The 24,355-nt window shown below is 56.1% G+C and carries 28 protein-coding genes and 1 tRNA gene; 9 read left to right on the top strand and 20 right to left on the bottom strand.

All coding sequences use genetic code 11. The annotated features are described in order from the left end of the window. Window positions 1–41: 41 nt before the first annotated feature. From AC2FI7_RS16725 to AC2FI7_RS16715, 3 genes are all read right to left on the bottom strand, one after another. On the bottom strand, window positions 42–365 hold the full coding sequence (locus AC2FI7_RS16725; RefSeq protein ID WP_010442032.1) for a hypothetical protein: 324 nt from the start codon (window positions 363–365) through the stop codon (window positions 42–44). Between the two features lie 137 nt (window positions 366–502). After that, window positions 503–2,314 (bottom strand): ABCB family ABC transporter ATP-binding protein/permease, encoded by a 1,812-nt coding sequence (locus tag AC2FI7_RS16720; protein WP_010442031.1) that lies wholly within the window; start codon window positions 2,312–2,314, stop codon window positions 503–505. Between the two features lie 59 nt (window positions 2,315–2,373). After that, complete coding sequence (locus AC2FI7_RS16715; protein ID WP_010442030.1) at window positions 2,374–3,735, bottom strand: LysM peptidoglycan-binding domain-containing protein; 1,362 nt, start codon at window positions 3,733–3,735, stop codon at window positions 2,374–2,376. A 126-nt stretch (window positions 3,736–3,861) separates the two neighbouring features. Here AC2FI7_RS16715 and AC2FI7_RS16710 point away from each other — a divergent pair, with 126 nt between their 5' ends. Next, the gene (locus tag AC2FI7_RS16710; protein WP_010442029.1) at window positions 3,862–4,413 is read left to right on the top strand and encodes an LOG family protein; all 552 of its coding nucleotides are present in this window, start codon (window positions 3,862–3,864) and stop codon (window positions 4,411–4,413) included. A gap of 46 nt (window positions 4,414–4,459) precedes the next feature. Here AC2FI7_RS16710 and AC2FI7_RS16705 read toward each other — a convergent pair whose 3' ends face one another. After that, window positions 4,460–4,912: a host attachment family protein gene (locus AC2FI7_RS16705; protein WP_010442028.1), complete on the bottom strand. Its 453-nt coding sequence runs from the start codon at window positions 4,910–4,912 to the stop codon at window positions 4,460–4,462. Between the two features lie 367 nt (window positions 4,913–5,279). Between AC2FI7_RS16705 and AC2FI7_RS16700 the strand changes: the two genes are divergently transcribed. Then, window positions 5,280–6,206: a DMT family transporter gene (locus AC2FI7_RS16700; RefSeq protein WP_010442026.1), complete on the top strand. Its 927-nt coding sequence runs from the start codon at window positions 5,280–5,282 to the stop codon at window positions 6,204–6,206. A gap of 130 nt (window positions 6,207–6,336) precedes the next feature. On the opposite strand, the gene AC2FI7_RS16695 is transcribed toward AC2FI7_RS16700, so the two are convergent. Beyond that, window positions 6,337–6,936, bottom strand: a complete 600-nt coding sequence (locus tag AC2FI7_RS16695; RefSeq protein WP_010442025.1) for a superoxide dismutase — start codon at window positions 6,934–6,936, stop codon at window positions 6,337–6,339. Window positions 6,937–7,037: 101 nt separating this feature from the next. Between AC2FI7_RS16695 and AC2FI7_RS16690 the strand changes: the two genes are divergently transcribed. Then, the gene (locus AC2FI7_RS16690; RefSeq protein ID WP_010442024.1) at window positions 7,038–7,805 is read left to right on the top strand and encodes an FkbM family methyltransferase; all 768 of its coding nucleotides are present in this window, start codon (window positions 7,038–7,040) and stop codon (window positions 7,803–7,805) included. Between the two features lie 110 nt (window positions 7,806–7,915). Here the strand turns inward: AC2FI7_RS16690 and AC2FI7_RS16685 are convergent, their stop codons facing one another. The 4 genes from AC2FI7_RS16685 to AC2FI7_RS16670 all read right to left on the bottom strand — a co-directional run bounded on the left by AC2FI7_RS16685 (window position 7,916) and on the right by AC2FI7_RS16670 (window position 13,207). Beyond that, the gene (locus AC2FI7_RS16685; protein ID WP_496816254.1) at window positions 7,916–8,482 is read right to left on the bottom strand and encodes a sarcosine oxidase subunit gamma; all 567 of its coding nucleotides are present in this window, start codon (window positions 8,480–8,482) and stop codon (window positions 7,916–7,918) included. Then, window positions 8,475–11,489: a sarcosine oxidase subunit alpha family protein gene (locus AC2FI7_RS16680; RefSeq protein WP_496816252.1), complete on the bottom strand. Its 3,015-nt coding sequence runs from the start codon at window positions 11,487–11,489 to the stop codon at window positions 8,475–8,477. Before AC2FI7_RS16680 ends, AC2FI7_RS16685 begins: the two co-directional genes overlap by 8 nt. A 67-nt stretch (window positions 11,490–11,556) precedes the next feature. Next, window positions 11,557–11,886, bottom strand: coding sequence for a sarcosine oxidase subunit delta (locus AC2FI7_RS16675; protein WP_010442021.1), 330 nt, complete (start codon window positions 11,884–11,886; stop codon window positions 11,557–11,559). Window positions 11,887–11,962: 76 nt separating this feature from the next. Then, a complete protein-coding gene (locus tag AC2FI7_RS16670; RefSeq protein ID WP_010442020.1) occupies window positions 11,963–13,207 on the bottom strand; it encodes a sarcosine oxidase subunit beta family protein in 1,245 nt (414 codons plus the stop codon). A 177-nt stretch (window positions 13,208–13,384) separates the two neighbouring features. Between AC2FI7_RS16670 and ccmI the strand changes: the two genes are divergently transcribed. Genes ccmI through AC2FI7_RS16655 form a run of 3 tightly spaced genes read left to right on the top strand, consistent with a single transcriptional unit; the run spans window position 13,385 to window position 15,326 of the window. Further along, window positions 13,385–14,614: a c-type cytochrome biogenesis protein CcmI gene (ccmI, locus tag AC2FI7_RS16665; protein ID WP_496816251.1), complete on the top strand. Its 1,230-nt coding sequence runs from the start codon at window positions 13,385–13,387 to the stop codon at window positions 14,612–14,614. Further along, on the top strand, window positions 14,611–15,075 hold the full coding sequence (gene ruvX, locus AC2FI7_RS16660) for a Holliday junction resolvase RuvX (protein ID WP_010442018.1): 465 nt from the start codon (window positions 14,611–14,613) through the stop codon (window positions 15,073–15,075). The genes ccmI and ruvX overlap by 4 nt, the downstream gene beginning before the upstream one ends. Window positions 15,076–15,092: 17 nt before the next feature. Further along, window positions 15,093–15,326 (top strand): DUF1289 domain-containing protein, encoded by a 234-nt coding sequence (locus tag AC2FI7_RS16655; RefSeq protein ID WP_010442017.1) that lies wholly within the window; start codon window positions 15,093–15,095, stop codon window positions 15,324–15,326. A 500-nt stretch (window positions 15,327–15,826) separates the two neighbouring features. On the opposite strand, the gene AC2FI7_RS16650 is transcribed toward AC2FI7_RS16655, so the two are convergent. The 6 genes from AC2FI7_RS16650 to AC2FI7_RS16625 form a co-directional block, all read right to left on the bottom strand. Continuing rightward, entirely contained in the window at window positions 15,827–16,555 is a 729-nt protein-coding gene (locus AC2FI7_RS16650; protein WP_010442016.1) for a SpoIIAA family protein, read from the bottom strand. Window positions 16,556–16,591: 36 nt separating this feature from the next. Beyond that, complete coding sequence (locus AC2FI7_RS16645) at window positions 16,592–17,377, bottom strand: hypothetical protein (RefSeq protein WP_010442015.1); 786 nt, start codon at window positions 17,375–17,377, stop codon at window positions 16,592–16,594. Continuing rightward, entirely contained in the window at window positions 17,371–18,195 is an 825-nt protein-coding gene (locus tag AC2FI7_RS16640) for a sulfite exporter TauE/SafE family protein (protein WP_010442014.1), read from the bottom strand. The genes AC2FI7_RS16645 and AC2FI7_RS16640 overlap by 7 nt, the downstream gene beginning before the upstream one ends. Before the next feature lie 28 nt (window positions 18,196–18,223). Further along, on the bottom strand, window positions 18,224–19,243 hold the full coding sequence (gene dusA, locus AC2FI7_RS16635; RefSeq protein WP_010442013.1) for a tRNA dihydrouridine(20/20a) synthase DusA: 1,020 nt from the start codon (window positions 19,241–19,243) through the stop codon (window positions 18,224–18,226). 89 nt (window positions 19,244–19,332) lie between these two features. Further along, window positions 19,333–19,409, bottom strand: a tRNA-His gene (locus tag AC2FI7_RS16630). 47 nt (window positions 19,410–19,456) lie between these two features. Then, a complete protein-coding gene (locus AC2FI7_RS16625; protein WP_496816249.1) occupies window positions 19,457–19,939 on the bottom strand; it encodes a GNAT family N-acetyltransferase in 483 nt (160 codons plus the stop codon). A 78-nt stretch (window positions 19,940–20,017) separates the two neighbouring features. Between AC2FI7_RS16625 and AC2FI7_RS16620 the strand changes: the two genes are divergently transcribed. After that, window positions 20,018–20,206 carry a DUF6324 family protein gene (locus AC2FI7_RS16620; protein WP_010442011.1) on the top strand — a complete coding sequence of 63 codons (189 nt, stop codon included), beginning with the start codon at window positions 20,018–20,020 and terminating at the stop codon, window positions 20,204–20,206. On the opposite strand, the gene AC2FI7_RS16615 is transcribed toward AC2FI7_RS16620, so the two are convergent. Continuing rightward, a complete protein-coding gene (locus AC2FI7_RS16615) occupies window positions 20,203–20,634 on the bottom strand; it encodes an MmcB family DNA repair protein (protein ID WP_029621999.1) in 432 nt (143 codons plus the stop codon). The two genes, AC2FI7_RS16620 and AC2FI7_RS16615, sit on opposite strands and share 4 nt — an antisense overlap. 102 nt (window positions 20,635–20,736) lie before the next feature. On the opposite strand from AC2FI7_RS16615, the gene AC2FI7_RS16610 reads away from it, so the two are divergent. Both AC2FI7_RS16610 and AC2FI7_RS16605 read left to right on the top strand, forming a co-directional pair. Further along, window positions 20,737–21,057 carry an ArsR/SmtB family transcription factor gene (locus tag AC2FI7_RS16610; RefSeq protein ID WP_319544876.1) on the top strand — a complete coding sequence of 107 codons (321 nt, stop codon included), beginning with the start codon at window positions 20,737–20,739 and terminating at the stop codon, window positions 21,055–21,057. After that, on the top strand, window positions 21,054–21,479 hold the full coding sequence (locus tag AC2FI7_RS16605) for an SRPBCC family protein (protein WP_010442008.1): 426 nt from the start codon (window positions 21,054–21,056) through the stop codon (window positions 21,477–21,479). The genes AC2FI7_RS16610 and AC2FI7_RS16605 overlap by 4 nt, the downstream gene beginning before the upstream one ends. Before the next feature lie 216 nt (window positions 21,480–21,695). Here the strand turns inward: AC2FI7_RS16605 and AC2FI7_RS16600 are convergent, their stop codons facing one another. From AC2FI7_RS16600 to ribB, 4 genes are read right to left on the bottom strand one after another with little or no spacing between them, the layout of a single operon-like run. After that, a complete protein-coding gene (locus AC2FI7_RS16600; RefSeq protein ID WP_010442007.1) occupies window positions 21,696–22,001 on the bottom strand; it encodes a hypothetical protein in 306 nt (101 codons plus the stop codon). A 59-nt stretch (window positions 22,002–22,060) separates the two neighbouring features. Further along, complete coding sequence (gene nusB / locus AC2FI7_RS16595) at window positions 22,061–22,543, bottom strand: transcription antitermination factor NusB (protein WP_010442006.1); 483 nt, start codon at window positions 22,541–22,543, stop codon at window positions 22,061–22,063. Next, window positions 22,540–23,091, bottom strand: a complete 552-nt coding sequence (locus tag AC2FI7_RS16590; RefSeq protein WP_010442005.1) for a 6,7-dimethyl-8-ribityllumazine synthase — start codon at window positions 23,089–23,091, stop codon at window positions 22,540–22,542. Before AC2FI7_RS16590 ends, nusB begins: the two co-directional genes overlap by 4 nt. Before the next feature lie 2 nt (window positions 23,092–23,093). Further along, entirely contained in the window at window positions 23,094–24,215 is a 1,122-nt protein-coding gene (ribB, locus tag AC2FI7_RS16585; RefSeq protein WP_120981160.1) for a 3,4-dihydroxy-2-butanone-4-phosphate synthase, read from the bottom strand. Window positions 24,216–24,355 lie beyond the last annotated feature (140 nt).

Genomic DNA, 24,355 nt, shown 5'->3' with positions numbered 1-24,355 from the left:
GGCAAGCCCTCGGGCTCGCCTTATCGTTTCAGGCAGAAGTGTTATTCGACGAACGCGTATTCGCCCAGATCGCACAGGTTCAGACCATAGTCTTCAATCGATTCTCCGTCGCTGAAAACACCACGGATGTCATAGACACAGGTGGTTAGCCCGTCCGCGATAAGGACGCCCACTTCGTAATCCGCACCCAGATAGCCACCCTCAAGCAGATTGCCTTCCCAGCTGCCGGACGAGGCCGGAGACACGTTGAACTCAACCAGATCATAGCTGGTTGAGTTGATGATCAAGAATTCCAGATCCTCAGCTGCTGCCGAAGTCGCCATCATTAGTGTTGCAGCCAACACCGCCGCCGCTCGCATTTTCATGAAGTTTCTTCCTTGTCTGTGTTTCGGCCCGCACAGTGTCGCGGCGGCGGGTCCGCGTCAAACGGAAAACCGTATCGCAGCGACCGATTTTCTTTTAAACCGATCCGCACAATCATCAGTTGTAAGGGCCGTTGGGCTCAGGCCGCTTGGCTGTCGGATTGCTGACGGCTCCACAGCTGGGCATATCGTCCCTCATGCCCAAGCAACTCATCATGCGTGCCTTGCTCGATGATCTCACCTCGCTCAAGCACAACAATCCGGTCTGCTTCGGCAATTGTGCTGAGACGATGAGCGATAGTGATCACTGTCCGGCCCTCACCTGCACGTGCCAGAGCGTCTTTGATGTCTTGCTCGGTTTCCGTATCCAAGGCCGAGGTCGCCTCGTCCAGCAACAAGATCGGCGGGTTTTTCAGAAGCGTTCTGGCGATGCCAACGCGTTGTTTTTCACCACCTGATAATTTCAAGCCACGCTCGCCGACCATGGTGTCATACCCTTCAGGCAGACTGACGATGAAATCGTGAATCTGAGCGGCTTTAGCGGCGGCCTCAACATCCTGCTGGGTCGCCCCTTCGCGCCCATAGGCGATATTGTAGCGGATCGTATCATTGAACAGAACCGTATCCTGTGGAACCACCCCGATCGAGGCATGCAGGCTCGATTGGCTGACATCGCGCACGTCCTGCCCGTCGATCTTCAACGCGCCGCCTGTGACGTCATAGAACCGGAACAGCAGCCGCCCAATGGTGGATTTACCTGAACCTGTCGCCCCGACAATCGCCACGGTCTGCCCGGCAGGCACCGTCAGCGACACACCCTTCAGGATTTCGCGATCCGCTTCATATCCGAAATGCACGTTCTCAAGCGTGACCTCTCCACCATCTACCTTGAGGTTTGGCGCACAAGGTTTGTCTGTCACTTCTGCCGGTTGTTCGAGCAGATCGAACATCTGCCCCATATCCACCAGTGACTGCCGGATCTCGCGGTAAACCGTGCCCAGAAAGTTCAGCGGAACCGTAATCTGGATCATGTATGCGTTGACCATCACGAAGTCGCCCACAGTCAATGATCCTTTTTGCACGCCTATGGCGGCTAGAACCATCACCCCGATCAAACCACAAGTGATCAGGAACGATTGGCCGAAATTCAGGAATGCCAGCGAATAAGCCGTCTTCAGCGCAGCCTGGGCATAGCCTTTCATCGAGACATCATAGCGTTCTGCTTCGCGCATCTCGGCATTGAAATATTTAACCGTTTCAAAGTTTAGAAGGCTGTCGATGGCGCGCTGATTGGCTTCGGTATCCTGATCGTTCATCTCGCGCCGCAACTTCACGCGCCATTCAGTCACCGCAAATGTGAACCAAATATAAAGCGCGATCGTCACCGCGACGACGACCAGATACCAGACGTCGAATAGCCACAGCAGTATGACCGACACCAGAAGCAATTCCAGGATCAGTGGCCCAATCGAGAAGAGCAGAAAACGCAAAAGGAATTCAACGCCCTTCACCCCGCGCTCGATAATTCGGCTCAGACCACCCGTACGCCGCGTCACATGATAACGCATCGAAAGCTGGTGAATATGCTGAAACGTCTCAAGCGCCAATGCCCGCAACGCCCGTTGACCAACTGGTGCAAATAACGCATCCCGCAATTGCTGGAACCCGACGGTCATCATGCGGGCAACCCCATAGGCAACCGTCAAACCAATCGCACCCAGCGCAATCGGTGGCACGCCCTCACCCGCCAGTCCATCCACTGCGCCCTTATACAGGATCGGTGTATAAACAGCGATCAGCTTGGCCAGCACCAGCATCGCCATCGCCCAAACCACACGGCGTTTGACCCATGGCTCATCTTCTGGCCAAAGATAGGGTGCTACCTTGCGGATCGTGCGCCAGCCTGAACGTTGTTCGTCCGGCTCGGATTGAATCGCGGATGGTTGCCTCATCACGTACCTTAACTGCGGTCAGAGATAGCCCTGGCCCGGTGTTGGGCCAGTGGTCTTTTTTACTCAGGGATAGTGAAAATCTGCCCTGGATAGATCAAGTCAGGATCACGGATCGAGTCCTTGTTGGCCTCAAACAGCTTAACGTACAACACACCATCTCCGAACCTGTCCCGAGAAATCGCCCAAAGTGTATCGCCCTTTTGAACCGTGACGGAGCGGATCGCAGGAGTTCCCGACGGGGTTTCACCCGCCTCGGTTGTTTCGGCTGCACGCAGTGCCTCGACGGGCTCGCGTTTGAACGGAGTCTCAAGCCGACTGACAACTGTCCCATCTGGAGCAACCTCATCCACGCGTAGGGTGTAAACGCCGGGATCTATACCCTCGACCTCACCACGCCACTGTCCATCCGTTGCAGGCTCAAGGTCAGCAACAAGTTTGTTGTCCAGATACAGGCGCACTGCAGATCCGTCCTGAGCGCGCCCTGTCAACTCCACATCGCCAACGTCTGAATACCCGATCGTGTCCAATGCGATCTGTTCCGGCGGTGTGTCCAGCACGGTGGGCGGTTGCACGAGTTCAACACCTTCTTCGCCCGAGCGCAGGATCGCGACTTGTTGATCAGGCACGTCAACTGTTTCGGACTGTGTTTCAGTCGCGGGCGCAGCCTGGTCTGCGGGCGGCGAAACGGTGCCAGCAACCTCGGATTCATTTTCTTCGGTCTCCGCTTGGTCGGCTGCTTGCTGATCGTTTGTTTCGGTGACCACGGTCTGCGCCTCAGCAACTTCTTTGACCGGCTCATCGGCAGAAGGCTCTGACTCGACCGGCGAGACCGGTTCTGGCAGCGCTGCGATCAGATAGTCATCTGACCGGCTGGTACTTTCTCCACTCCGGGTTTCAAGAACCAGCCCGCGAGCGTCGTCTCCAAATGGAATCGATACGAATTCGGCGAACTGACCGCTTGCGTCGACGGTAAAGCGATGAATAGTTTCACCGTCGAGCAGAACATTGACCTCGGCCCCCGGTTCGGCGCTACCGGACAACAATCCGTTTCCATCGGATTCGACAAAAATCTGATCCAGCACCGGCGATGCCAGAACCGGGGTTTCCGGCTCTTCTCTCTCTTGCACCTGCTCTTCTTCGATTACAGCGGCTTGCTCGGTGCTCTCGACGGGCGTAGCAGGCGCAGGTTCGCTAGCTTCTGTCGTCTGTTCATCCGGCTGGATATCTGCAGGTTCCTCGGCTTCCTGCTTGGCTGTTACGTTCGGTTCGGATGTTTCAACTGCTTCTGGCTCGGCCAGTTCCTGAGGTCGGTCAAACAGACCTGACAGATATAATCCGCCCGCAACGAGCACCACAACGATCCCGGCGACCAGACCCCATATGAAGGTACCAGAACCTCCGCTTCCCGATTTGGCGTTCATTCTTATCCTTTCACTCCGCCCGGTACTTGGCCAATTTGGCACACATTCCCAGGAGCGGTTGAGCCAACCTATCAATCCCGCTATCACGGGTCAAAACCCCTAACACAAGAGCAGAGAGCCCAACCCATGTCTCAGAAATCGGTCTGTGTGTATTGCGGGTCACGCAATGGAGTGAATCCCGCCTACGCCGCTGCCGCCCAAAGCTTTGGGACTTTACTGGCCAAAGAAAGTTGGCGGCTAGTCTATGGGGCCGGAGATGTGGGTCTGATGGGCGAAGTAGCCCGTGCGGCACAGGCGTCTGATGGTGATACTTTTGGAGTGATTCCTGTCCACTTGTTGCAACGCGAAGTTGGTAAAACTGACCTAACCCGCTTTGTCGTGACCGAAACGATGCACGAACGCAAGAAGGTCATGATCATGAATGCCGATGCCGTTGTCGTCTTGCCTGGCGGACCTGGTTCATTGGACGAGTTGTTCGAAGCCCTCACATGGCGGCAGTTGGGTCTGCATGACAAACCCATTCTGGTGATGAATATAGATGGCTACTGGGACGCGCTGCATACATTGCTGGAGCAACTTATTGGTCAAGGCTTTGCTGACGCTTCTCTGGCAGAGTTCATTACCTGGGTCACCACGCCTGAGGCAGCGATGTCCGAACTTCGCAGACTGCTGAACTGAAAAGACGGTAATCGGGCGGTGTGAACCGCCCGCAGATCACCTCTCCTCAGGCAGGTTTGGCCAATCGATTCCTGAGTATCTGTTCAACCTTGTGCAAGGGATGGTTGGTCAGCGTCTTATCAACTTCTGCTACCACTTTAGCGAGCACTTTGCTGTGCAATCTGCGGCGCAACAGACCCAAAACATGCGGACTGGCCACTAACACCAGGCGTTTGTATGCACCCTTCAGGCCCTTACGATTCAGTAGATTTGCCACATCCTGCACGAACAAAGACTTGGCGTGAGCCCTCCATGTGTCCTCTTCCACGGCGGATTTCTGATTGGGGCCGATATCAGACCTGCGCCCAGCCCGATCCGTCGGCTTTGCTATTACGGTGTCTTGTTCTTCAACTGAAACGACAACCAGATTCGGATCTTGCGCGTCGGTGATATTTTCCATCACCAGAGCCTTCTCCCCGTCTGCGATGATGACCCATGTTCCCTGCTCAAGTGCTGCCATAATGGTCTCCTTCAAAGGTTAAGGTGCCGATCCCTCGCCCAGCGGCCATGATTTCAGCTTCGTGCGAATGAAGACACCCACGCGCAACAGCTTTGTTTTTCAATTATTTGGCGGTTCTCTCCCTCCGCCTGTATTAGCTAGGCATTGGGAGGTGTAGTACAATACGTGTTCAGATTAATTCGAATTTATGAGCGAGAGTTTACCAGTGAACTAACTAGCGGCGAGGGGGCTATGAAATTAGCAGAGAAAGCCGATCAGCACTTTTGGCGCCATATTTGCGAAAATTCAACGTCTGCATTGCGGGACTTTCACGCCATTCATTTGTCTTGATGATGTCAACCATGGAGTGGCGTGATAGTTACGATGAATGAAACAACAAACTTCAGTCAGGCAGAATGCGACACCCTATGCCCTTGCGGTCATTGGTGTGCTTTTTGCATCCATCTGTTTTGGCTTGGTCCCTTACTTTAGCCGTGGGCTAACTGATCAAGGTCTCGCGCCCTACGCGGTTGCTTTTTATCGGTATATATTGGCAGCGATTGTCCTGCTGCCAGCACTTCTGATGCATCGCTCAAAGTGGCGGGAAATCCTCTGGGGTGTGATTGCAGGCGCAGTCATGGGTCTTGGCTGGGTCGGCTATGTCACGGCTCTTGAGACTGTTCCTGCATCGACAGTTGGTGTCCTCTATATGACTTACCCGGTGTTTACGATCGCCATCGCATGGATGCTTTTTGGTGATCAACCAACGCGGCGCAGCCTTGTTGCAGCTGGATTGATAGTTATCGCTGCGATAATTGCAGGGTCCCCGGCATCCGTGCCGCCGAATCAGGTTCCAATTCTTATCATCTCATTAGCGGCGCCGTTCGGGTTTGGCTTTGGCATATGCGTTCTCGTGCACCGCCTCTCGCGCATTGTGCCTTTGGCCAGAATTGCGTCCGTCTCGCTTGGTTCCGTCATTGGCCTTGCTCCTCTCATTTTCTCATCCGACGCTGGTGAAATTCTGCCAAAAAGCGGGAACGGCTGGCTTCTGGTCGTTGGCTTCGGCCTTGTGACTGCGCTTGTTCCACAACTGATTTACACCGTCTGTTCGCCTATCATCGGTGCGACGCGCACCGCTGTGATAGGCAGTATTGAACTGCCCACGATGTTCGCCGTTGGAGTTCTTGCCTTTGGTGAAGTGATCACGGTGGCGCAGGCGTTTGCGTGTGCGCTGGTTTTGGGTGCTATAGCTCTCACTCAAAGTCGCTCAACACGAACTGTAACGACCGTGATCAGCAAGGAGCCAGAAAGGTGACTTTGGGCTCTAATCGTTCATTGAAACTAAATAGAATTGCCGACTTCTTGCCAGTCCTGGATAAATAAACAAAAAGGCCTACTCGCTTTCGCAAGCAGGCCTCTGAGAAGGTCACTCTCCGATCAACCGATCACATCCGCGAGGCGACGTTTTCCCAGTTCACCAGGTTGTCGAGGAAGTTCGACAGATACGCCGGACGCTTGTTGCGGAAGTCGATGTAATAGGAATGTTCCCATACGTCGCAACCCAGCAGTGCGGTCTGACCAAAGCACAGCGGGTTCACGCCGTTCTCGGTCTTTGTGACAGCCAGCGAGCCGTCGGCATTCTTGACCAGCCATGCCCAGCCCGAACCGAACTGACCAGCACCGGCAGCGCTGAACTGCGACTTGAATTCGTCAACCGAACCGAAGCTTTCGGTCAGAGCCCTCTCCAGTTCGCCGGGCATGGCGTTGCCGCCTGGGCCCATCATCTCCCAGAACTGATTGTGGTTCCAAAGCTGGCTGATGTTGTTGAAAATACCGTTCTGCGCGACGGCGTTTGCGTCGTAGGTGCCAACGATGATCTCTTCCAGCGACTTGCCGTCCCACTCGGTGCCGGCGATCAGCTTGTTGCCGTTGTCGACATAGGCCTTGTGGTGCAGGTCGTGGTGATATTCCAGCGTTTCCGCCGACATACCCTTGGCTGCCAGCGCGTCATGTGCATAAGGAAGATCAGGAAGTTCAAAAGCCATGTCGGCCCCCTGTTGAAAATGAATGTTGCGGTTCCAAAGGTTAAATGCTTTGACAGCCGCCGCAGGTCAAGGCCCGCGACACAAAAACCCGGAGGTCCGCGATGCTGACACAGGCGCGCAAAATGTTCTATCGCGCCCGCGGATACTATGCGGGCAACCTGAACGGTGAGCACTTTCGTCTGGACCCCTATCACTCGAAATTCTGGCGCAAGGCATCAGCCGGGGAGTGGGAACCCGAGACATTTTCAGTGCTGGACCAATATCTGTCGCCCGCGCAGGATTATCTCGATATTGGTGCGTGGATCGGCCCCACGGTCCTCTATGCGGCGCGGCGCGCTCGCCATGTATGGTGTTTTGAGCCTGACCCAGTGGCTTACCGCCACTTGGTCTGGAATCTAGAGTTGAACGACATCCGCAACGTATCAGCTTTCAGCATCGCCTTATCTGATGGATTTGGGGTGACCCGAATGGCATCTGCACACGGAGAGGCAGGCGATTCCACCTCATCATTGCTCCACGATGGAAGCCATGGCACTGACGCACTGACCGTCGGTTGGGATCAATTTTCTGAATCCATAGACCTGACTAATGTTTCTTTGGTCAAAATGGATATTGAAGGCGCTGAATTTTCGGTTCTGCCCTCTCTGCTTCCCTGGCTGGAAAAAGAAAGCCCAGCGCTGTTTCTCTCAACGCATGCACCTTATCTTAGCGCAGATTACCGTGGCGCAGCCATGAACAAACTATCAGAAGACCTAGCCTTCTATCCCCATTGCCACGACCCACTTACTGGCGAAACCGGCAAATCAGCCCTCACCAGCCAACGGGCACTCACCCAGTTCCCGACCTTCCTGTTCAGCGCGAACTCCTGACGCTGAGAAAAGGTGATCCGCACTTCATCTGGCCCAAGGTATCCTGGGGGTGAGGCCGCAGGCCGAGGGGGCAAAGCCCCCTCACCCATATATCATCAGGCGATCAGGGATTAATAAACCCCAACCTCACTACCCGGCTGCGCTGCAACCTTCAGCAGTTTGAAAACATAGTCCGCCGCCGAGCGGAAACAGACAATGCGGAAGGTCTCGGCGTCATCCATCCAGAAGGCACCGGCCACCTGCGCCAAACGCGAACGGCGGATCTGGCCGGGTTGGAATGCCTCGGCCGACAACTCAACCGGAGCCAGCTTGCCCAATATCTCGCGCGCATTCGCGCCCGAAACACGGAATACGGCCCGCGCGTCGGAGACGTTGACCGCCAGCGCGTGCGTACCGCTCAGCGCGTTGGTCATCGCGGCCAGCTTGGCCTCAACCTCGGCATAAGGCACCAGCACCAGCAATTCGTCGGTGGACATCCAGCAAACACCGGTGTCGCCATCCACAAACGCTTCACGCTGACCAGGCACTTTCTGCCCGGTGGCATCTTTGACAGCCTTGGCCAGTACCTTGTCCGACAGATCACCGCGCAGTGTGATCATGCCCTGCAGGCCGCATTCCTCGATCTTGGCGATGCCATCATATGAGGCGTGGTTCAGTGCGCTGATGGGTTCAGACATTCTGCTTCTCCCCGTCCTTGTCATAGAAGATCGGGTCCACGATCTTGGCTTTGTAGGTTTTGCCATCGGTGCCCGGGAACTCGACCACTTCGCCCATCCGATCCGGGCCATGCTTGATCAGGCCCATAGCAATGCCTTTACCCAGATTGGCCGAATAATAGGTCGAAGTTACACGCCCGATCATATTACGCTGACCGTTGGCATTGACGCCTTCGCCCACCGCATAGGCGCCGTCCGGCAGAACCGATCCATCCACAGTCTCAAGACCGACTAATTTCCAGCGTTCTGGATCGGCCATATGGCTGCGCGAATGGGCACGTTTTCCGAGATAGTCCTCTTTCTTCTTCGACAGAGCCCAGTGCAACCCCAGATCTTGTGGGATCACGGTGCCGTCGGTCTCATCGCCGATCATGATAAAGCCCTTCTCGGCCCGCAGGATGTGCAGACATTCGGTGCCGTAAGGCATCACGCCGAACTCCTGCCCAGCCTCGATCAGAGCGTCCCAGAACGCCTGACCCTGAGAAGCGGGAACCGCGATCTCATAGGACAGCTCGCCAGAGAACGAGATGCGGTAGGCCCGCGCGTCGAACTCTCCGATCTTGCCATCGCGCCATTCCATGAATGGCAGCGCCTCTTTCGATAGATCCATGCCGCCAAGCTTTTCCAGCACCTTGCGCGCGTTGGGGCCTACCACGGCGACCTGAGCATATTGCTCGGTGACGTTGGCGACATAGACCTTCCAGTCCCACCACTCGGTCTGAAGCCACTCTTCCATGTGACCATGGATACGCTCCGCACCACCTGTGGTGGTGTGGCACAGCCATGTGTCCTCGTCGATCCGTGCAACAACGCCGTCGTCGATCAGGAAACCATTTTCCGAACACATCAGGCCATAGCGGCATTTGCCAATCTTCAGCGTGGACATCATGTTGGTGTACATCATGTCCAGGAACTTACCTGCGTCGGGGCCTTTGACGATCAGCTTGCCCAGCGTTGAGGCATCCAGCAGACCGAGATTTTCGCGGGTGTTCTTCACCTCACGATTCACCGCGTCATGCACGGACTCACCGGGACGCACATAAGCATACGTCCGACGCCAATGAACGACCGGTTCCCAATCAGCGCCATTTTTGTCGTGCCAATTGTGCATCGGCGTCTGCCGGATCGGCTGGAACACGTCACCGCGCGCTTCGCCACCAATCGCACCCATCGAAATGGGCGTATATGGCGGGCGGAAAGTAGTGGTTCCCACTTTCGGGATCTCGGACTCAAGCGCATCAGCCAAGATCGCCAAACCATTGATGTTACTCAGCTTACCTTGATCCGTCGCCATGCCCAGAGTGGTATACCGCTTGGTGTGTTCAACACTCTCATAGCCTTCGCGGGCTGCTAGCTGCACATCAGAGACTTTGACGTCATTCTGGAAGTCGAGCCATGACTTCATGCGTAGCTGAATCTCTGCATTGGCAGGCATGAGCCAGACGGCTTCCATCGCAGCTTCTTCGGTGGTTTCACCAACAGGAGTCTTGGTGTTCTTGGGTTTGAAACCCGCTGCTTTGGCGGCTGCTTTACCTGCCGCATGTGCATCAGTCAGAACCTCGGCCAATGCCAGCGGTCCGTTCGACGCCCCAGCTGCAACGACGAACCCTTCACCATTGGCACCCAGAGGCGGACGCGCCGGGTCGGGGCGGAAATGGACCTGGGCCTCATCCCAGATCAGCTTGCCACCACAGTGCGACCACATGTGAACAACTGGAGACCAGCCGCCCGACATCGCAACCGCATCACACTCAACCTCTTCGCGCGCGCCGCCGATGCCGTTCTGGTTGCAAAGCTCGACCTTTTTCACGCGCTTGCCGCCTTTGACCTTTGCAATCGCCTTGCCCGGATCAACACGGATGCCCAGCTGTCGCGCCTCTTCTGCCATCGGACCTGCGGTATCGCGCGCATCGACCACACGCAGAACATCTACACCTGCCTGCTTCAGAATGATCGCCGTGCGATAAGCATCGTCATTGTTCGTCGCAACGATGACCCGCTCACCCGGAGTCACACCCCAGTTGACCACATAGTCGCGCATAGCTGCGGCCAGCATCACACCTGGTACGTCATTCCCAGCGAAGGAAAGCGGTCGTTCGATTGCCCCTGTCGCCGTAACCACCTGATTGGCGCGGATCCGCCACAAACGGTGACGCGGACCTTGGGTGCCGGGTTTATGGTCGGTTAGACGTTCGTATCCCAACACATAGCCGTGATCATAGACCCCTGCCCCCATGCAACGGTTGCGCATGGTGACGTTGTCCATTGTTTCGAGTTCGGAAACTAATTGTTCCACGAACTTATCCACAGGCTCACCGCCGACAGTTCCGCCATCAACCGGGGCGCGACCACCCCAATGGGCGGTTTGCTCGATCAGCAACACCTTGGCACCCGACTGCGCAACCGTTTTGGCGGCTTGAAGACCTGCGATACCACCACCAATCACCAGAACATCGGTGAAAGCATAGAAGTGTTCGTAGGTGTCCGCGTCCTTGGTTTCCTTATCCGGCGCTTTGCCCAGGCCCGCCGACTGACGGATGAAAGGTTCATACACATGTTTCCAAAATGGCTTCGGGTGGATGAACATCTTATAGTAGAAACCGGCCGGCAAGAACCGTGACAGATGCGTGTTGATTGCACCAATGTCGAACTCAAGGTTCGGCCAGTGGTTCTGCGACACCGAGGTCAGACCATTGAACAGTTCGGTCGTGGTCGCGCGCTGGTTCGGTTCGAAGCGGCCGCCCTGCCCCAACCCGACCAGAGCGTTAGGCTCTTCCGCGCCGCTGGCAACGACGCCGCGCGGACGGTGATACTTGAAAGACCGGCCCATCATCATCTGGTCATTGGCCAGCAGAGCCGAGGCAAGCGTGTCACCTTCGTAACCCTGCATCGAGGTGCCATTGAAGGAAAAGTTGACCGGTTTCGACCGGTCGATTAGCCGGCCTTGTTTTGCGAGACGGGTGCTCATAGTGCGGACCTTTCGCGGGTGGAGGCGTCAGAGCCTCCGGCGGGAGTATTTTTGAAAAGATGAAGCATCAGGAGAACTCTCTCCACGTCCATCCAGGGCGTTTTGCGGTGATGGCGTCTTTGATTTCTTTTGGCGGCTCGGTGGTCTGGGCGGAATAGGTCCCGAACACCTCGAGTGATTGGGTGCAACGGGCGGCGTGAAACCACTTGCCGCAACCGTTGGCGTGGCGCCAGCGTTCGAAATGAACACCCTTGGGGTTTTCACGCATGAACAGGTAGTCATGGAATTCGTCATCAGACGAACCAGGGCCAAAGCGCTTCAGATGCGCCTCGCCACCAGCAGCCAATTCAGTTTCTTCGGCGTCGACGCCGCAATAGGGGCAATTTAGGATCAGCATATGTTCATCCTTTTGGCGGTTGGTCGACAACTTGGCCGACCAGAATTCTAATCAGTGGCGCGTTTGGGGTGTACCCCTAGTGCGCCACCCCGGCGGCGACGCTTTCGTCGATGAAGCGGCCCTCTTTGAAGCGGTCGAGCGAGAAGGCTTCAGTCAGCGATGAGTGGCCGGTCGCCATCAGCTGTGCCATGCCCCAGCCGGATCCCGGAATCGCCTTGAAGCCTCCGGTGCCCCAGCCACCGTTGATAAAGCAGCCCTGCAACGGCGTCTTCGACAGGATTGGAGACCGGTCGCCAGTCATGTCCACGATACCACCCCACTGGCGCAGCATCTTGAGGCGCGAGATCATCGGGAAGGTCTCAACCAGCGCGCGGACGGTTTCCTCAATGTGGTGGAACGAACCGCGTTGGGTGAAGTTGTTATAGGCATCTGTACCGCCACCGATCACCATCTCGCCCTTGTCGGACTGAGACATATAACCATGCACCGTGTTGGCCATGACGACCACATCCATGCAGGGTTTGATTGGCTCGGACACCAGCGCTTGCAGGGCAACGGCCTCGAGCGGCAGACGAAATCCCGCCATCTCGGCCAGCTGACCGGAATGGCCCGCAACTACGATTCCCAGCTTGTCACAATCGATGGCACCCTTGGTGGTGTCGACACCGACAACGCGGCCATTTTCCTGACGCACGCCGGTAACTTCGCACTGCTGGATGATGTCCATACCCATTGCGGAACATGCACGTGCATAGCCCCACGCCACGGCATCATGGCGCGCGGTGCCGCCACGCTCCTGCCAGAGCCCGCCCAGAACCGGATAGCGCGGGCCTTCCAGATTGATGATCGGCACCAGCTCTTTCACGCGCTCGGGTCCAATCCACTCGGTCTGAACACCCTGCAGCGCATTCGCATGCGCGGTGCGCTGATAGCCGCGAATCTCGTGCTGAGTCTGCGCCAGCATGATCACGCCGCGCGGGCTGAACATGATGTTGTAGTTCAACTCCTGGCTAAGATCCTCATACAAGCCGCGCGCCTTTTCATAGATCGCCGCTGAAGGGTCCTGCAGATAGTTCGAACGGATAATGGTCGTGTTCCGGCCCGTATTGCCACCGCCCAGCCAGCCCTTCTCGATCACTGCAACATTCTGAATGCCGTAGTTCTTTCCAAGATAGTAAGCAGTTGCCAGACCATGACCACCTGCACCGACGATGATAGCGTCATAGCGCTTTTTCGGTTCAGGAGAACGCCAGGCGCGTTCCCACCCGGTATGGTAGCGCAGCGCTTCGCGCGCCACAGCAAAGGCTGAGTAGTGTTTCATGAGCGAATCCGTTCGGTCTTCGATGATTGGCGCAGATATGCCGTGCATTGACATATTAGCCCTGCCGCACAACGTCGCAATAATGCACTATTGCGACATGACCGCCCCTAGCGGCCATTTGTCCCTTTTTTCCATGCGCAGACAGGTCTAAGTCAGGGCAACCATTTTGGAGGGACCATGTCGTTTTGGGTTCTCATCTTCCTGATTGCACTGCTCATCGCCGTTTTTTTGGGTTACACCATGCTGCGCGGTCGTCGCGGCACTGGCCCTACCGCCGCCTATGACCTGCGGGTCTATCGCGAACAGCTGACAAGCGTTGATCGAGACTTGGCGCGCGGGGTAATCGCAAAAGCCGATGCCGAACGCGTGCGCACGGAAATCTCGCGCCGAATCCTGGCTGCTGATGCGCAGATGCTCGGCGAGGCTGAAAGTACAGGACCATCACCAACAGTCACCTTGGTGGCCTTCGTCGTCATGGCGGCCATACTGATTGGTGGAGCATTGGTAATGTATCGCCAACTGGGCGCTGCCGGATTTCCAGATATGCCACTCTCGGCGCGGTTGGAATTGGCAGAAGAACTGCGCGAGAACCGGCCTGGCCAGGCAGAAGCCGAGGAATTAGCAACGCCGGTGCAAGCACCGCCACTGGACGAAAGTTACGAAAACCTTCTGAATCGATTGCGCGAAACAGTGGCCGTACGACCGGATGATCTGCAGGGGCAAACTCTGTTAGCGCAGCATGAGACCAATGCCGGAAACTTTAAAGCAGGTTATGAGGCGCAGACGCGTGTAATCGAACTGTCGGGTGAAAGCGCACCGGCACAAGCTTACTCGGATCAGGCCGAGATGATGATTCTGGCCGCTGGTGGTTATGTCTCTCCCGAAGCGGAGGAGGCATTGCGATACGCGCTCGAGCGAAATCCAAGATTGGGTCCTGCGCGATATTATTGGGGACAAATGCTGGCGCAGACCGGACGACCAGATATGGCCTATCGGGTTTGGGTGGATACATTGCGCGACGCACCTGCAGGTGCGCCTTGGGCAGACGCCATTCGTGCCCAGATCGACGATTTGGCGTTTCGCGCAGGGGTATTCAACGCGCCGGATCTGTCTGCAACGCCAGCGGCACCAGGTCCCAGCCAGGAAGATATGGACGCTGCCGCCGAGCTATCGCCCGAAGAACGTCAGGACATGATACGAGGAATGGTGGATCGGCTTTCTGAACGGCTTGCCAGCGAAGGTGGATCGCCCGAGGAATGGGCGCGACTGATCGCAGCCTTAGGCGTATTGGGCGAAGCGGCGCAGGCGATAAAAATTCGTGACGAGGCTGTTGCAGTTTTCGCGGGTAACGATCAGGCGTTGCAAATGATCGACGCTGCATCAGTTCAGGCTGGTATAGCACAATGATCCACGATGCCTTCGAGGAATTCGCCGCCGCCCTTTCACCGATGTCGGCCCTCATGGGTCTTGATCTGGGCGAGAAAACCATTGGGGTTGCGGTGTCCGACCGAATGCGTGGCGTTGCGACTCCGCTTGAAACCGTTCGTCGTAAGAAATTCACGCTGGATTCCGCGCGTTTGATCGAGATCGTGACCGACCGTGAGATTGGCGGTATTGTCTTAGGGCTGCCTCGCAACATGGACGGCAGCGAGGGACCAAGATGTCAGTCCACGCGTGCATTTGCCCGTAATCTGGCACGTTTAACCGATCTGCCCATCGGGTTCTGGGACGAACGGCTTAGCACGGTTGCGGCAGAAAAAGCACTGTTGGAGGCGGATACGACACGAAAACGTCGCGGACAGGTTATCGATCACGTCGCCGCCGGCTATATCCTGCAAGGGGCGCTGGACAGACTGCGCTTTCTTTGACGGATCGGATATCGCCAATGACGAACATGGTTTGGAAACGGGACGAGGTCGAAAGCCCTTGCATCCAGATCTGCGTCGTTCACCCGACCGAGCGTATCTGCACTGGTTGCTATCGTACAATTGACGAGATCTCGCGCTGGTCCAAAATGAATAGCAGCGAACGGGCCGAGATTATGCAAGACCTTCCCGAACGCAAACCGCGTCTGGCCAGGCGTCGTGGCGGGCGTGCCGCACGTTTGGGCAATTCATAAAACTATATGTCAGAATTTAGCTTTCTGAGTTGGTGGTAATTCTTGGAGCACATTTCGGTCTCGTAATTCTGCGCCGAACAATTCGACCAATTCAGCCCGATTTGCCGCTTGTTTCAAGTTTTTGCGCGCTTCATCTGGGACGCTGCTGACTCGAGGTCGATCCGACCTTTCCCAAATCAAAATTCGGTTCAAAACTGAGCGGAGTTTCATCTTAAGGCCAGATCAAAAAAAATAACCGCGCCGCTGTGGTTCAGACCCGAACTCTGAGGGGGTAGAAGAGCCCGGAGACCGAAGGTCGAGTGAGTGGCAGCCCACAGCGGCGCGAAACAGTTTTCACCCTTCCCTCGCAAAGTGGGAAAGATAAAACGCACACTTTAATTTTTTGACCAGCCAGTCAATAAAAACGTACTCGATTGCCTGCATTCCGTAACGTCACCTTGGAAAAGATCAATTTGGCGCCGGTCAAGGCATTGTTTCCAATAGCTATTACTTGAGCAAGCTTACCCTGCCGCAAGCCAGGTTTTCGCATTTTCGAACTCTTCTGCAGGAAAATACTGTGTCCGGGTCCCCAATACGTGACTGGCCATGCGTTGCGCCATCTTTTGCCAGCTCTTATCGCCAACAATCGCTGCACGGTCCAACATACCGATATGACCAGCGGCCAACCGAAAATGCGCCGCCATCGCAGTAAGTCCTTGCCAGCCATCAAATTCGCGCAGATCAATCAGGAGACGAAATCCGTCGCGTTCACGCAACATTGCATCCAGGTCGGATTGCGCCTGACCGTATTCTTCAGAATCAAGCTTGCCCATCAGACTAATCTGAACACACGGCCCACCTAGATCGGTCACATGGATCGCCCCGAGAGACTCACGCATCCAGCGGCGCGCCTCTTCCACTTCATCCATCCCAAAAACCTGCACAGGGCACGGAAGTATGGGGGCGGCCAATCGGATACTTGTCTGAACCCAGCCTTGATCGGCGACAACCCCGATCCGATCAAAACCACGCCAATGACTGAGCCCCAGCTTGGTATCAGACCATGCCGCGCCGAGGTCGTATCCTTTGAACTCAGGCGTTGCGATCGCCAGCAGGCGAACCGAATCGTGATCCTCAAGCGCCGCCTCGATTGCGGGCACCAATGTGGCGGCGTAATCCGCGCTTGTCACCTCGCCTGAAAGCTCCACTTCGATCAGCGCACCATCAGAATTTGTATGAACTGTAATCATCTAAATCATCCTCCAAAGCCAAATAATGGCAGGAGGTTACGGAGTTTCCAGCCATTGTGCCACACCGCCCGGCAACTCGGGGCGGAAATAGGCGATCATCCGTCCATCGGGCCCGGCAACCGCGTCAGCGCCCCAGGGGGCAACACCATGCAGACAGTGACGATGCAACAGATAGGCCTCACCCGGCCGTGCAGGCAGTTCAATCCGCCGACAGTTTTGAAACACCTCCAGTCGGGCAGCCTGATAGGTATCCGTGATATCAGTGTTGGCCAATTCGCCCGAAGAGACATCTTTCAGCGCGTTGCGGAACGCTGCACCAAGTATTTTATGGCTACCATCCCAAACCACCATGGGTGAGGCATCACAAGACGCTTCTGTCAGCGGAATGCCCAATATCCAGGCATGCGGTTCATCCACGTGCCGTCGCCGGTCTGGTCCCGATGGCTTCAATCCATCCACATGCGCTGCATCGCGATTGGCGCGATATCGTGCGGCGGCTTCACTTTCACCCCGGCGGGGCTGAGGATACCCCGGATAAATGACCGATACCTGCGCCTTATGCAGGTCGATCGCCCCGAATTGTTGCTGCGCGAACTCAATAGCCGCGCCGGACAATGCTGGCGACCCTTCTACCCTGCCCTGCGCGTCGTTTTCCAGCGCGTCCACGCCGATGAACCAAGTCCCCTCGCAATCATGCCAGATAGAATGTAGCGGATCGTCGATCGCCTTGCGGGCCGTAGGCAGAACCTGCGCCACCCACTGAGCGAGTGCTGCATCATGAGAAAACCTGACCCAACCGCGGTTGTAAAAGGCGTCTACCATCCCAGAGCCTTGCGCAGCATATTCAACGCCACGAGCGTAAGGAAGACAGCAAATACGCGTCTAAGCGGTTTCGGGTCCATCGCATGAGCAAGCTTTACGCCCCATGGCGCAGTGATCATGGTCATGGCCACAACGATACTGAAAGCCACCAGATTGACCGCTCCAATGGTCAGAGGCGGGCGATGCTCAGGTGCGATGTTAAGAAATAGAAAGCCCAGCACCGATGGCACTGCGATGATCACGCCAAATCCAGCGGCGGTCGCAACTGCGCGATGGATCGGGGTGTTGTAGAGGCTCATGAGTGGGACACCAAAGCTGCCCCCGCCGATCCCCATTAAAACCGATAGAAATCCGACCGAGGGGGACAAGGCGGCGCGGCGCAAACCTTTGGGCATCGCTTCCCCCAGCCTCCATTCGGACTTACCCAATCCCAGATAGGCTCCGATAACCATACCAAGAATACCGAATAACGCCTGCAACAACTCTGTTCTCAGCGCCGAAGCCACCAGAACGCCGATAATCGCACCAGCCGCAATGCCCGGCCCCCAACTGCGCAAAATATCCCAGTCAACTGCACCTTTTTTGTTATGGCTCAGCACCGAGCGGACAGAGGTTACAATTATAGTCGCCAGCGAAGTTGCCAGACACAATTGCATCAACTGTGGGCCGCCATATCCAAGTGTTTGAAACGCATAGAAGAAAGCAGGCACAAGCACGATACCGCCCCCAACGCCCAACAACCCGGCCAAAACCCCTGCGAAGGCGCCAATGACAAGCAATAGCCCCAGCATCTGGGCCAGCAACATCGTATCCGGCATCATCCCTCCAAATCGGCCAAGGGCCGTGTCAAACCACCTGCTCTACCGATGCATTCGACACAATCGAATCCAGAGCCCGCAGGATCACCTCAGGCCCTGCATTTTCGCGCACTGCGCCCTCAGATAGCATCCGCCGCCATCCCCGCGCACCCGGACGTCCTGCAAACAGACCCAGCATATGCCGAGTGATCTGGTGCAATCGCCCACCACCGGCAAGATGCGCCTCGACATAGGGCAACATTTTTTGAACCACGTCCATCGGATCTGCAATCTGGCCGATTCCAAAAATCAGCGGATCTGCCCCGGCCAGGATATCCGTTGGCTGATGATAGGCCGCGCGCCCGATCATGACGCCATCAAGCCCAGCGTCCAGATGCTCCTGCGCCTGTACCAGCGATGTAATTCCACCGTTGATCGAAATGTGAAGGTCAGGAAAATCTGCCTTCATCTGATGAACCAGTTCGTAGTCAAGCGGAGGGATATCCCTATTTTCCTTAGGGCTTAGCCCTTGCAGCCATGCCATTCGTGCGTGGATCGTGACACGTTCACATCCCGCCGTTTTGATTTGCTCAAGGAAAACGGGCAGCACCTTTTGAGGGTCTTGCTCATCAACGCCGATCCGGCACTTTACAGTGACTTCAGCCTCCACGACCTCTCGCATTGCCGCAACACATTCCGCAACACGCTCAGGTTCGCGCATCAATACGGCGCCAAAAGTGCCCGATTGCACACGATCAGACGGGCAGCCGCAATTCAGATTGATCTCATCATACCCAGCCTCGGCCCCCATCTTGGCAGCCAGTGCCAATTCGCTTGGATCGGACCCACCCAGCTGAAGCGCGATTGGATGTTCCTGGGGGCTGTATTCAAGCAAATGAAACGCCCCACCCCGTACCAAAGCGGGTGCCGTCACCATTTCGGTGTACAACAGCGTTCGCGAACTCAGCAGGCGATGCAGATACCGACAGTGACGATCCGTCCAGTCCATCATGGGGGCGACAGAGAGGCGGGCGGCAGTGCGGGTTTCTGAAAACTTAGCGTCCGGCATGTCTCAACTACACCTCTAGAATGCGGTTTATGGCAAGCGCCGGATCACCCCCGAGACCTTATTCGGCAATCGATGCAAGTCCGGGGAAATGGTACCGCCTCCCTGGCTTGAACAGGGGACCTCTGGATCCACAATCCAGCGCTCTAACCAACTGAGCTAAGGCGGCACTCGTGAGGGGCGATTTAGCGAAGGCGTGCGAGGATTGCAAGGGGATTAAAGGCGAATTCGCCAGCTTTGTTCTACCAGATCGACACCAAAGGAATGTACCGGCTTGCTGTCTGTAAGCCGCCATCCAAACGAGCGGTAAAGCCCGCAGGCCGCAGCGTGGCTTTCATGAGTCCAAAGCGCCATTTCACGATATCCCGCGCCGCGCGCAAAGCCCATGCAGGTGGTCAAAAGACGCTTTCCGAGCCCCAGCCCGCGAGCTTCGGGCACCAGCAAAAACAAGCGCAGCTTGGCAGTGTGGTCGTCCTGCGTGACACAGAATATACTTCCAAGTCGCTTACCTGCGCGCTCGGCAATCCAACCGCATTCGCGTTCCGAGTTACTATTGGCAATAAAATCCTCAAGAATTCGCGCCACCAGTGGGGCGAAAGTCTCGTCGAACCCCTCATCGCGGCCATACAGCGTACCGTGACGTTCCACCAGCCACGCGGTGTCATCTGGACGAAAGTGTCTAAGGTTGATGTCATCCATTCCCTATCTGACCCTATAGCCCGCTTGATTCTCAACCCGTTGCACGCTAGCACCAAGACTGAATTCCCGGAGGCACAAATGGGCATCAACACCGAACGCGAAATCGAAGCGAATCTGCAGATCGGCCCCACCGATCAGGGTATGGTGCGTCTGTTTATTGAAGGTTCCGGTATTGAGATTCCGATGGATTTTGACCCGGAAGAGGCCGAAGAAATCGCCGAGGAAATCCGCGCCGCTGCTCAGGCAGCGCGGGCAGTCAGCAGTTAAAGTCGCGGATCACGCAGCGTATGCAGCCTGCGGGCTGCGTCTACAGCAAATTTCTGGATCATCTTCTTTCTTCGCGCCGGAGCCACTTTGCTTTCCGGGCTCATTCGGATGATCTCGGCATCATATGCGTCTGCAATAATCAACCCAGTGTCTTCAGGCAGCAAATCGGTCGGAAAGTCAGTATCTACCGCCCAAAAGAATCGATCACACCATTCCAGATAGCCCTGCCACTTAGAGTCTGACTGATAGTCAGCACGACTGGATTTGCACTCGATCACCCACAGCTCGCCCTTTGGGCCCAAGCCCATTACATCGACGCGCAGACCCCGTGCCGGTACAAATTCCTCAATTGAAACATAGCCATGGGTTAACAAATGTCGCGAAACACCGCGTGCCAGTTTTTGTCCAGGTTGTAGATCGAGTGTCATATCTAAAATGTGAACAATTAGTGAACAAAAATCAAGCTCTTGACATGATACCATTTGGTATCTCATTAATATAGTACCTAATGGTATCATATGGAGTGTACCATGGACCCGAAGATTCAAAACGCGTTCCGGGCGCTTGCTGACCCTACCCGTCGGGACATTGTGCAGATGTTGGCGGCCAAGGACATGACGATCGCACAACTCACCGAACGCTTCGACATGACAAGGGCGGCGGTCAAAAAACACCTGACTGTTCTGTCAGATGGCGGTCTGATTACGGTCGAAGCAAAGGGCCGTGAACGCATTAATCGGCTTGAACCCAAGGGGATGGCCCCTGTTCTGGACTGGCTCAGCTATTTTGATCGGTTCTGGGACGACCGCCTTTCGAACTTACAAGAAGCGATAGAGAGGAATAAAAAGTGACCAATGCCGTATTGCAAAAGACCATATTCTTGCGGGCCGAGCCCGAAACTGTTTGGGCTTACCTAACCGAACCCGACCGTCTGGCAGAATGGTTCCACAAACCCGAACGACCTTTGGCAGCGGGTAATAAGCTTGAGATGTTCGGGACGACCAGCGGTGATCTTCTGATCTGGGGTGAAGTGCGTGAGGCGCGCCGCCCGGAATATCTGGAATACACATTCACCGTCAAACCAATGGGTAAAGCCGTGAGCGTGGTCAAATGGACCTTGGAACCGGTCCCGGGCGGTACACGCCTTGGCTTGTTGCACGAAGGGCTACCACAAGGGGTCGACGCCTTTGGCCTGATCCTTGCACTGGACAATGGCTGGGACGAACATTTCGGTAAGATGCGCACAGCACTGCACGAAACTGTTGATGCATAACCCCTTGTGCGAACCCGCTTCACGCCCTACTTAAGCGCTTGGCGGGTTCTGCCCTTCTCGTGCACGGCAGCATTCCGGTGGCCTTAAGCAATTCCGAGGGAGCTGGCTCTGTTCAGGTCCTGGCCTGATTATCTGGCGCCCACCTGTATACACAGGTCCTCGGGAATCAAAGCCCCACGGTTGACTGGTGGTCCCGCCACATTTTTCCTTTTCAGATCAATGATCTGGTCGCACTTCCTGCTTCACGACTGCAGGTCGGAAATTGTGGGCAACAGCTGATCCACCGTGCGGCCCCTGGGTGTTATCTGCCATGCTCATGATCTTGTAGGCGAACTGAACCCCTGCGAATACGATCCCGTTCATAAACCAGATCATCACCAATGCGATCAGTCCGATCTCTGACCCTGTAATCAGGTGGCGCAGGTTGGCAACGTTCATCGCCAGAAGCACACCGACAAAAACAGCCGAGATGACAAAGCCCCATGCAACTTGAGTGATATAAAGTCGGACCAGTTTGGGCATGGTGAACCTCCTTGCGCTCTGGTTTTCAGGCTAGTGCATATCTGGTCCGGGTAAAGGTGTCAGAACGCCTCGGGCTGAGCCTCGCGCGCCATATGATCCAGCACAGCGTTGACGAATTTGGGTTCTTTCCCTTCGGGGAAGAATGCACGGGCCACGTCGACAAACTCAGTGATGACGACTTTGGGCGGTGTGTTACTTTGGGTCAGTTCCGCTCCGGCGGCTCGAAACAGGGCGCGCAGGGTCGGATCGATGCGGGCTATGGGCCATTTCGCCACCAGCGCGCGGTCGGTCATCTGGTCGATGGGGGCCTGATAGTTCACGGCGTCATCCACCAGTTTGCGGAAGACGCTGATATCGCCATCCAGCATTTCTTCGCCTTCATAGACGGCGCCAAAACGGTGATCCAGAAACTCGGTTACGACTGCTTCAGTCGTCTGACCCGATTGCTCCATCTGGAATAGCGCCTGCACGGCATAGAGGCGTGCGGCGGATTTCATCAGGCGTTTCTGGTTGGCCGGTTTCGGCGCGTCTGTCTTGGTCATGCGATTGTGGATCCGTTGCTGTCGCCCGCCACAAGGATGGACTCGGACGGCGGCTTAAAGCCCACGCCCTTTTTGGAAGAGCCCCACTTACGGCTGAGCGCGATCAGATGCAAGGCCGCAGCGGCGGCTCCGCCGCCTTTATTCATCTTTTCAGGATTTGCGCGAACTTCGGCCTGATCGTCATTCTCGACCGTCAGAATACCATTGCCGATGCACAGGCCCTGCAGGCCCATCAGTTGGATGGCACGACTCGAGTCGTTGCAGACTGTTTCATAATGCGTGGTCTCGCCGCGAATGACGCAGCCCAGCGCGACATAGCCGTCAAAATTGCACTGACGGTCGGCCATGGCGATAGCGGTCGGAATTTCCAACGCACCGGGAACTTCGACAACCTCGCAGGTACCGCCAGCCGCCTCGATCTCGGCTTTGGCACCCGCAATCAGGTTGTCGGCAATCGCGCGGTAGAACGGAGCCGCCACAATTAGCAACTTCACCGGTTTATCGAATGTCGGTGTCGGCAGGATACCATGTTTGTCTTGTTCAGCCATTTTCAGTCTTCCTTGAGGATCGAGCGGGTTCCGACAATGGACAGCCCAAAGGCGTCGAGCCCCAGATATACAGTTTCGGGTGAATCAGTCAGCAACACCAGTTCCTGAACACCCATCTTGGATAGAATCTGCGCACCCAGGCCGGTTTGCTTGATAGTCCGCGGACCTTCATCTTCGGCAGCATAGAGAGAATTGCGGGGCTGGCGGAACAGGCAAACCACCCCCCTCCCCTCTGCGGCTATCTTCTCCATCGCGCGAGGCAGCTCTCGCGAGGATTTCGGGCCGAGCCCCAGAATATCGGGTGCTTCATGCAAAGCATGGGTCCGAGTCAGGACCGGCTCGGGCGTTGTGATGTCGCCCTTGATCATCACAACATGTTCGATGCCATGGGTTTGATCGGTAAAAATCCGCATCTCCCAGTCGCCACCGTATTCCGAGGTCACCGTCTCACGCGAGGTTTCGACGACCAAATTATCATTACGCGAGCGATAGCTGATCAGGTCGCTGATTGTCCCGATCTTCAAGTCATGCTCTTTGGCGAACTCAACCAGATCGGGCAGACGCGCCATGGTGCCGTCGGGGTTCATGATCTCACAGATCACTCCCGCTGGCTTCAACCCAGCCAGACGCGAGATATCCACTGCCGCCTCGGTATGACCCGCGCGCACAAGCACCCCACCGCGCTTGGCACGCAACGGGAACACATGGCCCGGCGTCGCAATATGCGCCATCGTGTTTTGCTCGTTGATCGCGGTTGCGACGGTCAACGCGCGGTCAGCGGCTGAGATTCCAGTGGAAACCCCCTCGCGCGCCTCAATTGAAACGGTGAACGCCGTCTCGTGACGTGATGAGTTGTTAACGGCCATCATCGGCAGCCCCAGATGATCAATCCGTTCGGCTGTCATGGGCAGACAAATCAGCCCGCGCCCATGGGTGGCCATGAAGTTGATGGCATTCGCATCGGCAAATTCTGCAGCAATTACGAGGTCGCCCTCATTCTCGCGATCTTCGTGATCGACAAGAATGTACATCCGGCCTTTGCGGGCCTCTTCGATGATGTCCTCGATCGGGCTAATCGCCTCGCGCAACTGGGCCTCAACCGGTCCGGGGGTTTCAAAGCTCATGGGGTAAGCCTTTCGCATGGCAGGTTTGCTGGCGAAATAGACCACGTGCGCGTCAATGACCAGCCCGTATGCGCTCCGGTTTGTGCGATCCGCCCCTGGCATCGGAATGTGCAACAAGTAGTTCAATCTGAGACGGGCGT

Source organism: Ruegeria sp. YTSA064, from assembly GCF_059610325.1.
Note: the sequence above shows the minus strand (reverse complement) of the source record. Positions and strands in the feature narration are given on the sequence as shown.